The 10,269-nt window shown below is 61.8% G+C and carries 10 protein-coding genes; 2 read left to right on the top strand and 8 right to left on the bottom strand.

The annotated features are described in order from the left end of the window. Window positions 1-49: 49 nt before the first annotated feature. The 8 genes from SNL23_RS02605 to SNL23_RS02640 form a co-directional block, all read right to left on the bottom strand. Window positions 50-1,390 (bottom strand): PQQ-dependent sugar dehydrogenase, encoded by a 1,341-nt coding sequence (locus SNL23_RS02605; protein WP_318301522.1) that lies wholly within the window; start codon window positions 1,388-1,390, stop codon window positions 50-52. 93 nt (window positions 1,391-1,483) lie between these two features. Then, window positions 1,484-2,827 carry a hypothetical protein gene (locus SNL23_RS02610; RefSeq protein ID WP_318301523.1) on the bottom strand — a complete coding sequence of 448 codons (1,344 nt, stop codon included), beginning with the start codon at window positions 2,825-2,827 and terminating at the stop codon, window positions 1,484-1,486. 15 nt (window positions 2,828-2,842) lie between these two features. After that, window positions 2,843-3,400, bottom strand: coding sequence for a hypothetical protein (locus SNL23_RS02615; RefSeq protein ID WP_318301524.1), 558 nt, complete (start codon window positions 3,398-3,400; stop codon window positions 2,843-2,845). Window positions 3,401-3,463: 63 nt separating this feature from the next. Next, complete coding sequence (locus SNL23_RS02620) at window positions 3,464-4,438, bottom strand: pyridoxamine 5'-phosphate oxidase family protein (RefSeq protein ID WP_318301525.1); 975 nt, start codon at window positions 4,436-4,438, stop codon at window positions 3,464-3,466. Window positions 4,439-4,440: 2 nt separating this feature from the next. Then, window positions 4,441-5,340 carry a LysR family transcriptional regulator gene (locus SNL23_RS02625; RefSeq protein ID WP_318301526.1) on the bottom strand — a complete coding sequence of 300 codons (900 nt, stop codon included), beginning with the start codon at window positions 5,338-5,340 and terminating at the stop codon, window positions 4,441-4,443. After that, window positions 5,340-6,260: a LysR family transcriptional regulator gene (locus SNL23_RS02630; protein WP_318301527.1), complete on the bottom strand. Its 921-nt coding sequence runs from the start codon at window positions 6,258-6,260 to the stop codon at window positions 5,340-5,342. Before SNL23_RS02630 ends, SNL23_RS02625 begins: the two co-directional genes overlap by 1 nt. Window positions 6,261-6,410: 150 nt before the next feature. Continuing rightward, complete coding sequence (locus SNL23_RS02635; RefSeq protein WP_076014128.1) at window positions 6,411-7,031, bottom strand: glutathione S-transferase family protein; 621 nt, start codon at window positions 7,029-7,031, stop codon at window positions 6,411-6,413. Between the two features lie 124 nt (window positions 7,032-7,155). Further along, entirely contained in the window at window positions 7,156-8,028 is an 873-nt protein-coding gene (locus SNL23_RS02640) for a LysR family transcriptional regulator (RefSeq protein ID WP_318301528.1), read from the bottom strand. A gap of 189 nt (window positions 8,029-8,217) precedes the next feature. Between SNL23_RS02640 and SNL23_RS02645 the strand changes: the two genes are divergently transcribed. Beyond that, window positions 8,218-8,991 (top strand): glucose 1-dehydrogenase, encoded by a 774-nt coding sequence (locus SNL23_RS02645; RefSeq protein WP_076014130.1) that lies wholly within the window; start codon window positions 8,218-8,220, stop codon window positions 8,989-8,991. A 13-nt stretch (window positions 8,992-9,004) separates the two neighbouring features. Then, on the top strand, window positions 9,005-10,051 hold the full coding sequence (locus SNL23_RS02650) for an L-idonate 5-dehydrogenase (RefSeq protein ID WP_318301529.1): 1,047 nt from the start codon (window positions 9,005-9,007) through the stop codon (window positions 10,049-10,051). The last annotated feature ends 218 nt before the right edge of the window (window positions 10,052-10,269 follow it).

Consider the following 10,269-nt stretch of genomic DNA (forward strand, 5'->3'; position numbering starts at 1 on the left):
ACGCGGCCCTGACCCAAATAACGGATATGCCCCCAACATCAGCAACCCCCTAAGGCTTCACCCGCGCCACCCGCCACACCTTGTTCCCCACATCATCCGCCACCAGCAAAGCACCCTGCCCGTCCAGCGTCACACCTACCGGCCGACCCTGAGCCTCTCCATCACCATTCAAAAAGCCGGTCAGAAAGTCAACAGGCTGACCCGAAGGCTTACCATCCCGGAACGGCACAAACACCACCTTGTACCCCGCCTGCGGATTACGGTTCCAAGACCCATGCTCCCCCACAAACACCCCATCAGCGAACCCCGCCGGCATCCCCCGCGCATCCGAAAAGGTCAACCCCAACGGCGCCACGTGAGTCCCCAGCGCATAGTCCGGCGCGATAGCCTGGGCAACCTTGTCTGGACGCGGCGGCTGAACCCGCGTATCAACATGGGCCCCGTAATAACTCCAAGGCCAACCGTAAAAAGCGCCCTCCCGCACCGAAGTCAGATAATCCGGCACCAGATCGCTGCCGATCTCATCGCGCTCATTCACCACCGTCCACAATTGCGAGGAACCAGGCTTCCACGCCAGCCCATTGGGATTGCGCAACCCACTGGCGAACAGACGCTTCTGACCACTGGCAAGATCCAACTCCCAGATCGCCGCACGCCCGTCCTCGGCCGCAAGCCCGTTCTCACCCACATTGCTGTTGGACCCCACGGTCACATAAAGCTTGGTGCCCTCAGGATTGGCCAGAACGTTTTTGGTCCAGTGATGATTGATCCCGGCCGGCAGATCGGTGACCTTCACCGGCGTGGCATCGATGTGAGTCTGGCCCGGGACGTAAGGCACCTTGACCACCGCATCGGCATTGCCGATATACAACGCATCACCCACCAACGCCATGCCAAACGGCGACGTCAGCCCACTCAGAAACACGCTCTTCACCTCGGCATGCCCATCACCATCGGCATCCCGCAGCAGCGTGATTCGGTCTGCACTCGGCGTGTCGGCACCCACCCGCCCCATCACAAACCCCATCGCCGTACGACGCGCCCAAGCGAGCAGGCCGGTGCCGCCATCCGTGGCGCCTTCAGGCATGGACGGATGGTTACTCTCGGCGACCAATACGTCGCCATTGGGCAAGGTGTACACCCAGCGTGGATGGTCCAGGTTCTCGGCCAACGCCGACACCGCAAACCCTTCCGGCGCCGTCGGTTGGGCATCGCCTGGCCAACCAACTGCCTTGGACACCTTGAGTGTCGGGATCAGCGATTCGGTGGGTCCGGGCAGTTGCGGGCTTGGCCCTACCCCGGCCTGAAACGGCAGTTTGGAGGATTCGCCACAGGCGCTCAGGGCAGCAGTGGCAGTGATCAGCAGCGCAAGGCGGCTTGGTGCATTCATCGGGATAACCTCAGGGCGGCCCTTTATCAGGCAGACATAATGCCCCGCAGTATCACGCGCTGAGGCCGCACCAAACACCGGATCGAACGCAATTCAAATTTGCCCGACAGGCACGAATGCCCCTTGCACAGGAGAGGGTGATGCTGGCCGGACATCAAAACCGATCATAAATAGGGCTCGCTCCAGATCCAGCAACTCGACCGAGTGGCCTTGCTCCCTCAATACCACGATGACATGTGCAAGGATGCGATTCGTAATTTGCACCAAATCCGCCCAAAGCCGAGTCGGGCTTGGCTCTCCGGCAACCGCTCTATAAAGCTGGAGGAACCGGAAAGGTCCCCATGAGGGATCACGTGTTTCGATGTTTTTTCCTTGTGTTTTGACATTGGGCCCCCAGCGAAACGCGAGATCTGACGGCACCTGGCCGTCCGGAGCCCAATGCCGCGCCAACAACCCCAATGCAGCGCCGACCCTGCCGTCGTAGATAATGATTTCGCCTGGCGCTGCGGCCGCGTAGACCTTGGTCATCGCCGAGTTCATCAACAGATTCTTTCCGTCAAAATCCTCCAGCGTCTGGGTACTTGTGGGCCGCAACAATTCAACCGCCCTCAGAAGGTCGCTGCACAACGTGCCGTCTGCGGCCTTGGCGCTGACCCAGACCCGGGAAGCATCAGTCACCTTCCTGGCCACGCCGCCCCACTTGAAAATTTCCAGGCAGGCGTCGAGTGCCCCCTTGTTATTCTGTTGTTTGAGCGCATACCGCAAGCGGGCGGCAATGCTGGCGAAATCATCCGGTTCGGGCTTCTCTGGCCAGGAATAATGTTGCGCCGCTTCAGCCAGGCTTGTGCACCACCAAGGGTCACCTTTGCCCAGCGACTTCCAACGATTCCAGGCGCGATGATTGCTGGTCTGATAGCGATGTGTGAACGACTTCGATTGCCCTGTCCAAAGTGCCGCCAAGTGGTTGGCGAAATCCTTTTGCTCAGGCGACAGTGGCGTTGCAAGCGACGGCTGCGCGTGCTTGACGACGGACACATTGGCATCTGTCAGCCTGACGCTATTGGGCCGCGTCGGGCTGATAGCTACCAAACCCAATTCCTGAAGGATGGGCAACACGTAGGTGATGTTTCGTGGCCCATGCTCACCAGTGTCCAGCACACGGGTTGCTCTGCACAGAGGCCCGGCCTTTCCCGGCGTGTTGGAAGAATCAATGACACACCAGTTCCCGCCGTGATGACCATGGGTGCGCAAATAGTCCAGCGCGGCTTCGAACGCGGCCCGGGGAATCAACAGTGGTGTCTGGCCAGGCACGACCATGACGTGCCCGGGCGTCACCTGCTCCACGATGAATGTCTTGCGTTGCGAAGGTGTGAATAGCCGTTCCAGTTCGCCCATCATTGGCCAAACATCTGATACCGCCTGTGCTGCCGATTGCATCCTGATACCTGCGACTTATTCGCCGTCCTCAAACCCAACATATTCACTCGGTACCAAGTCCCAGGGCAGCGCGGGTTGGCTGCGAACCAGGCGATGGCTGCCCTTTTCGAACACGTAGGTTTTCAGTTCCTGGAACCAGCGGTTGCCGCTGTCCATCTGGAAGGTCACCACAAAGAAAATCAGCGGTCGGCTCGACGCTCGCCATAGGTCCGCCGCGCGTTCAAGGGTGCGGGGCAGGCTCTTTTCTGCGGAGTACGAAATAAACGTGGAGAACGCGACATTGCTGTTAAGCAACAGCTTTTCGATCTCACCGACCGAGTCCTTATGCGCCTCATCCCATTCCCATTCCACGTTCGACAGGATTTTTCCGTCTGCGAATTTAAGAATGGCATCCGTACGCCCGCCCTGCTCGAACCCGGCTCGCGCGCCGAGCAGCTTTGCACAGGTCTTGACCACATGGCCGATGTGGATGGTCCAGCCTGCCGGATTGGTGTACTCGCCCTTCGACACCGGAAAGTCCTGGTGCCAGAAGCTGTTGAACAACGTAATGAAGTCCCGTTCGATGCGTTTCATGCACTGTCCTTAGGTTTTCAATGGCAAATGCAGAAGCTTAATAGCCTATCGCCACCACTGCAATCAACGAGTCATAGCCGGCCAGCTACCGGTTGCCAGACTGTAGGGCGAAAACGCTTCGAACTGCCAACGCAGCGCCAGCGCCGCCTCCCGCCGAACCACATGCTCCACGGTCACCCGCCATAACCGCTCGGCGCCCTGGAACGCCGTCACCTCGGGCCCTTCAAGAATCACCTCGGCACGCCCGGCAACCTGCAACACATCACCCGTGGCAAAATCCACAAACAACAACCCGGCAACCGGGTTGAGCTGCAAATTGCCCAAGGTGTTGAAAAACGAGTTGCCGGTAAAATCGGGAATCGTCAGCACGTCCCCGTCCACCCGCACAAACCCACGGTCGCCACCCCGGTGCGAAACGTCCACCGAACGCTTGGCCGCATCCCCCTCCAGGTCCACATAACTGGCGACGAAGAACGTATCCGCGCTACGAATCAGCGCTCGGGCAGACTCATCGAGCGAGTTGGCCCTCTGCACCGCACCTTCAGCAGAACGCTGCCCCCGAACACCCGGGTCCACTGCACGCAACTGGATGTACTTCGGACAATTGCCAAAGGTGTGCACCACGTCCACCGCAAAACCATCAGCGCCAGCCGTCCCCACAACCCCATTCATACGGTTGCGCCGCCGCGTATTCAGATCAATGCCCAACAGCCCCACCGCCGCACCTTTCTTCAGCCCCGCCCTGGCGGGATCATCCACCGCAGGCAGGCTGTCGATACGCAAGCTGTAGGGGTCGGGCGAATACACAAACCCCGGCGCGCCCTCCAGCAGCGTGGCCCACGCAAGCCCCTGATCATCCACGGCGCCCACCACCAGATAGGGCAACAACTCATAAAACGCCCGATGCTGCTCCGGCAAGTGATCCCGTATGACCTTCGCGCCGATCACCTCCATGCGCTCGGCCACGCCGGCACTTTGCTGCAATTGCCGCTCGCCGGCATGCCATGGCGAGACGGGGGACGCGTCCTGGTAATTCATGATCAAGCCCTCGGTGGATGAAACGCCGGATGTTCACGCAAAGCCGCCACACTGAAATCAACAAAACTGCGCACTCGCATCGAAGCGTTGCGCCCTTCGCGGTAGACCACATGCACCGGCAGCGGCGGCGGTTCATGGGCCTGCAATACCCGACGCAGTTCGCCGCTCGCCAGGTGATCGTGGACCGGATAACTCAAGCACCGGATCAACCCTGCGCCCTGCACCGCCGCATTGATCGCGCCCTGCACGGTGGTGCAACCGAGACGCGCGCGGGCCTTGATGCTGGAGGCCTGGAAATCCCATTGCACCCAGTCCGAATAAGCTTGGCTGGCGACCAGTCGATGCTGTTTGAGCGCTTCGGGTTGCAGCGGTTCGCCATGGGCACGCAGATAGCCAGGGCTGGCGCAGACGATGTTGCGTACATGACCCACAAGCCGCGCAATCAGGGATGAACCGGGCAACTCTCCCACCAGGATTGCCACGTCCAGACCGTCTTCATTCAGGTTCGGATAGTGATCGTAGTAGTGGGCAAACACCCGGACCCCGGGATAGAGATCCAGGTAGTCGGCCAATAGCGGGGCCATCACATAACGGCTGAACAAGAACGGAAAAAACACCCGCAGATTGCCCTCGGCCTGCGCATGCGCGCCCTTGGCAGACGCTTCGGCGGCGCTCACGCCGTCAAGGATCCGCGAACAGTCCGCCATGAACGTCACTCCGGCTTCGGTGAGGCGAATACCCCGGGTGCTGCGCTGAACCAATGGCACCCGCAAGCGCGCCTCCAGCCGGTCAATCGCACGAATCACTGTGGGCCCCGAGACGCCCAGGCAGCGGGCTGCCGCAGCAAGGCTCGGCTGCCGGGCCAGCGCCTGGAAAATCTGCATGTCGCGATAGCGGTCCATCAGGCAGGCCGCTTTATCGCGGGGTTGAGCGCGGCGTCCTGCCCGAGCCGACTGACCAGAAAGTCCACGACGGTATTGATTTTCGCCGGCACCCGGGCGCTGTTCTGGAACACCACCTGGATCGGCAACGCCGGCGGCTCGAAGTCTTGCAGGATGATTTCCAGTGCGCCTGCACGCACATCGCTGGCCACCTGATAAGACAGCACCCGCGTGACGCCCCAGCCCAGGCGCGCCAGGTTGATTGCCGCGTTGTTGGCGGTGACCACCAGGCGTGGCTCAACGGCCACGCTCAATGGCTGGCTGCCCTCCCTGAACTGCCATTCGCTGACCAACTGGCTGGAAGACGAGGTGACAATCTTCGCCTCCCGCAGTTGCCCGGGATGCAGTGGCCGACCGTGCCGCTCAAGGTAAGCCGGCGCGGCGCATACCACGCGGCGCACTTCGCCGACCTTGATCGCCTGCTGGCCGTTTTCCTGCAAATGCCCGATGCGCACGGCCACGTCGACACCTTCGTCGGTCATATTGACCACACGGTCCACCAGCAAGGCGTTGATGCTGACCTGGGCAAACTGGTCCAGGTACTCCCCCAGGATCGGTGCGACGAACAACTCACCAAACAACACGGGCGCGGTGACCGTCAGGTGCCCCCACGGGATCGAGAAGCTGCCGGCCGCCGCCTCTTCGGCCTCGGTCAGTTCGGCGAGGATGCGCCGGCAATCGTCAAGGTAACGCTGGCCTGCCTCGCTCAGGTGCAGGCTGCGGGTAGTGCGCGAGAGCAACTGCGTGCTGATACGCGCCTCCATCGCAGCAATCGCGCGGGTCACGCTGGGAGGCGAGATTTTCAGGCGCCGGGCCGCCGCGGCAAAACCCTGCTCTTCGGCAACGGCGAGGAAAATCTGCATTTCCTGGAAACGGTCCATGAGCCCCCCTTAATCGAATGTAGTACACCAAACCAGTGGTTTGGGAGCGTTGTGGCGAGGGAGCTTGCTCCCGCTGGAGCGCGCAGCGCTCCCAGGATTTTGGGGCCGCTACGCAGCCCAGCGGGAGCAAGCTCCCTCGCCACAAAGTCTTCAAGCCTTCGCCAGGCCCACGGCGGTGCGTTGCATACCGACAAAACCCGGCAGCGCCTCGATACTGCCCAGCCAGGCGCGAACCTGCGGATAGTCGTCCAGCGAGACGTTACCTTCCGGCGCATGGGCGATGTAGGTGTAGTGCGCGATATCGGCAATCGTCGGCAGGTCACCGGTGAGAAAACGGCCCTGTCGCAACTGTTGCTCCACCACGTTGAGGAACGCATGGGAACGGCTGATGGTCGCCTCGGCATCGAGTGCGGCACCAAATACCGTCACCAATCGCGCCGCAGCCGGCCCTGTATGCAGCGGGCCCGCAGCCGCCGAAAGCCAACGCTGCACACGGGCCAACGCCAAAGGCTCGGTCGGCAGCCACTGGGTGTTGCCGTATTTACCGGCGAGGTACACCAGGATCGCGTTGGAATCCGCCAGCACCACACCGTCGTCATCAATCACCGGCACCTGGCCGAAGCTGTTGAGGGTAGCGAGGAACTCAGGGGCTTTATGTGCGCCTTGCTTCAGGTCCACCAGCACCAGTTCGGCGGGCACGCCCAGCAGCGACAGCATCAGCTCGACCCGATGGGAATGGCCAGACAAGGGGTAACGGTACAGTTTGATCATGACAGGCTCCGCGATGTGCCAGGGACTCGACCCGGTGATCGTGTCGATGGCGCTATCTTCCGCCGCTACGGCACGCAGCAGAATAGCCAGTTTTTACAATCCAGCATTTCACCGGATGAAACAATCATTCACCAAACAACTCGCAGATCAGGTTGAACACGGTGGTTTTCACTGCGCTGTCGAGTTTGGTCCAGGCCAGGCCGGTACTGGCCCGGAACGGCCCCAGTTCAAGGTGCCTGGACACGCAGTTGGCCGGCAACGCCCGGGCCGCCTGCAGCGGCAACACACCGACACCCAGCCCGGCCGAGACCAGCGCCAGCATCGTGGTGAATTCCCCGAGTTCAGAGGCAATCTCCAGCGGCACGCCCACGGCCTGGACGAACTCGTCATAGAACCCTGGGGCATACCGTCGGGCCAGGATAAACACCGGGACCTTGAGCAAATCCGCCGGTTGTATCGACTGCTGCGATGCCAACGGATGATCCGCGGGCAAGGCAACCACAAAACTTTCTTGCAACACCGCGCGGGTCTGCACGCCGGGATAGGCCGCCGGTAAACGCATCAGGCCGAAATCCAGCTGGCCGTTTTTCAACGCCGCCGCCTGATCAGGGCCGGGCATGTCCTTGAGTTCCAGTTCAATTCGCGGGTAGCGCTGATGCACCGCGCGAATCAACCCCGGCAGCAATTCCGGCAACACCGAGGAGACAAATCCCAGGCGCACTCGGCCGATTTCCCCACGGTTTGAAGCACGGGCGGCATCGGCGGCACGGGCTGCCTGATGCAGCGTGGCCTGGACTTCGGGCAAAAACACCCGACCGGCTTCGGTCAGCGTCACCGAGTGCCGGTTGCGGTCGAGCAGGCGCACGCCCAGGCCGCTTTCGAGCAGCTTGATCTGCATGCTCAGCGCCGGTTGCACGATCGACAGCTGCGCCGCTGCCCGGCCGAAATGCAGTTCCTGGGCGAGCACGACAAAGGCGCGCAGGTGCTTGAGCTCCATCAGAAGGCTCCTGTTATCACGGTTTTTGATCACGGGATCACAAATGAAAATTGGACGCTGAACCCGTGCTGCGGTGAAGTAAGGCCCGTCATGCACGATATGACAGGGTTTGGCCTATAACAATAAGGACGGCGCCCCGTACTCGGATTGTTAGGGTTGATCACTGTCGCAGCCTCCGGAGATTGATCCATGCAAAGCGTTTTAGACAGCTTCCGCCTCGATGGCCGCCTGGCCTTGATCACCGGCTCCAGCGCCGGTATCGGCCTGGCCATCGCCCGTGGCCTGGCTCAGGCCGGCGCGCGGGTGGTGCTCAACGGGCGCAACCGCAGCACCTTGCGTGACAGTGCCGCGTTGCTGGCGGCGGAAGGCCTGGAGGTGCACACCCAGGCATTCGACGTCACCGACGGCGCGGCGGTGCTGGCCGCCGTGGCGGATATCGAAGAGCGCCTGGGCCCGCTGGAAATCCTCGTGAATAACGCCGGCATGCAGCGGCGCGGACCACTTGAGGATTACAGCGAAACCCACTGGCGCGAGTTGATGAGCACCAACCTCGACAGCGCTTTCCTTGTCGGCCAGGCAGTGGCCCGGGCGATGATCCCGCGCAAGCGTGGGCGCATCATCAATATCTGCTCGGTACAAAGTGAACTGGGGCGCCCGGGCATCGCCCCGTATGCCGCCAGCAAAGGCGCGCTGAAGATGCTCACCAAAGGCATGGCCATCGATTGGGGCCCACACGGGCTGACGATCAATGGCATCGGCCCCGGCTATTTCAAGACTGAACTGAACGCCAACCTGGTGGCCAACCCCGAGTTCAGTGACTGGCTGGTGCAACGCACGCCGAGCCGGCGCTGGGGCGACGTCGCCGAACTGGCGGGCGCTGCGGTGTTCCTTGCCAGCGACGCGGCGAGTTTCGTCAACGGTCATATCCTGTACGTGGACGGTGGCATCACCGCCTCGCTGTAACCCGGAGAATTTCATGCACGCTATCGTCTGCCATGCCTCGAAAGACCTGCGGATAGAACCGCAAACCGAACCTCACACCCTCGGCCCCGACCAGTTACGGGTGCGCATTGCCCGGGGCGGAATTTGCGGCTCGGACCTGCATTACTACCAGCACGGGGGTTTTGGCACAGTGCGCCTGCGCGAGCCGATGGTGCTGGGCCATGAAGTGTCGGCGGTGATCGATGCCGTGGGCAGTGAGGGCGGCCCGTTCAAGGTCGGCCAACGCTTGTCGGTCTCGCCCTCGCGGCCTTGCGGGGGGTGCCGTTATTGCCATCAAGGGCTGCCGAACCATTGCCTGAACATGCGCTTTTACGGCAGTGCGATGCCCTTCCCCCACGTGCAAGGCGCGTTTCAACAGTCCCTGGTGATCGAGACGCAACAGGCGCACCTGTTGGCCGATCACGTCAGCCTCGCCGAAGGTGCGATGGCCGAACCCTTGTCTGTGGGTTTGCATGCGATCCAGCGCGCCGGGGCGATCTTCGGCAAGCGTGTGCTGGTGACCGGCTGCGGCCCTATCGGCAACCTGTTGATCGGCAGCCTGCGGGCAGCGGGTGCGGGAGAAATCGTCGCCGTGGACCTGGCCGCCGGGCCGTTGGCCTGCGCCGAGAAAATGGGTGCCAGCCGCACTCATAACCTGGCCGAAGACGCCGACGCGTTGAAGCGCTATACCGCCGAAAAAGGCTACTTCGACGTGATGTTCGAAGTCTCCGGCAGCGCCCAGGCCCTGCGCAACGGCCTGGAATGCATGGCCCCGCGCAGCGTGCTGGTGACCGTTGGCCTGGGCGGCGAAGTCTCGCTGCCGCTGAATATGCTGGTGAGCCGTGAAATCGACCTGCGAGGCACCTTCCGCTTCCATTCGGAGTTTGCGCAGGCGGTGGATTTGCTGAATCGCCAGGTGATTGATGTGCGCCCGGTGATCTCCCACACCGTGCCGTTCAGCGAGGCGGTGACGGCGTTTGAACTGGCGGCGGACAAGAGCCGGGCGATGAAGGTGCTGCTGGATTTCGGTGTGGGTGATTGAACCGGACTGGAACGGCTCCCATGGTGGTCTACGCGCTGACCTGAGTGGAGCAAGGAGTCGTTCCAGTCGCTCCACGGGGGCGTGTCAGCGCCTTATTTGCGCAAGGACAGGTGAAGCTGTGGGAGCTGACAGATATCTACGGAGCTGTTAGGGCTGAGGAAGTGGGTTGGTGGAGATGGACCGGGTGTATATCCGTTATTTGGGTAACGGCTGCTTAT

Source organism: Pseudomonas sp. SED1 (assembly GCF_034044025.1).
In the GTDB taxonomy this organism is placed as follows: domain Bacteria; phylum Pseudomonadota; class Gammaproteobacteria; order Pseudomonadales; family Pseudomonadaceae; genus Aquipseudomonas.

Coding starts and splice junctions, on each gene's coding strand:
- SNL23_RS02605 (WP_318301522.1), bottom strand. CDS start 1,390: ATGAATGCACCAAGCCGCCTTGCGCTGCTGATCACTGCCACTGCTGCC.
- SNL23_RS02610 (WP_318301523.1), bottom strand. CDS start 2,827: ATGCAATCGGCAGCACAGGCGGTATCAGATGTTTGGCCAATGATGGGC.
- SNL23_RS02615 (WP_318301524.1), bottom strand. CDS start 3,400: ATGAAACGCATCGAACGGGACTTCATTACGTTGTTCAACAGCTTCTGG.
- SNL23_RS02620 (WP_318301525.1), bottom strand. CDS start 4,438: ATGAATTACCAGGACGCGTCCCCCGTCTCGCCATGGCATGCCGGCGAG.
- SNL23_RS02625 (WP_318301526.1), bottom strand. CDS start 5,340: ATGGACCGCTATCGCGACATGCAGATTTTCCAGGCGCTGGCCCGGCAG.
- SNL23_RS02630 (WP_318301527.1), bottom strand. CDS start 6,260: ATGGACCGTTTCCAGGAAATGCAGATTTTCCTCGCCGTTGCCGAAGAG.
- SNL23_RS02635 (WP_076014128.1), bottom strand. CDS start 7,031: ATGATCAAACTGTACCGTTACCCCTTGTCTGGCCATTCCCATCGGGTC.
- SNL23_RS02640 (WP_318301528.1), bottom strand. CDS start 8,028: ATGGAGCTCAAGCACCTGCGCGCCTTTGTCGTGCTCGCCCAGGAACTG.
- SNL23_RS02645 (WP_076014130.1), top strand. CDS start 8,218: ATGCAAAGCGTTTTAGACAGCTTCCGCCTCGATGGCCGCCTGGCCTTG.
- SNL23_RS02650 (WP_318301529.1), top strand. CDS start 9,005: ATGCACGCTATCGTCTGCCATGCCTCGAAAGACCTGCGGATAGAACCG.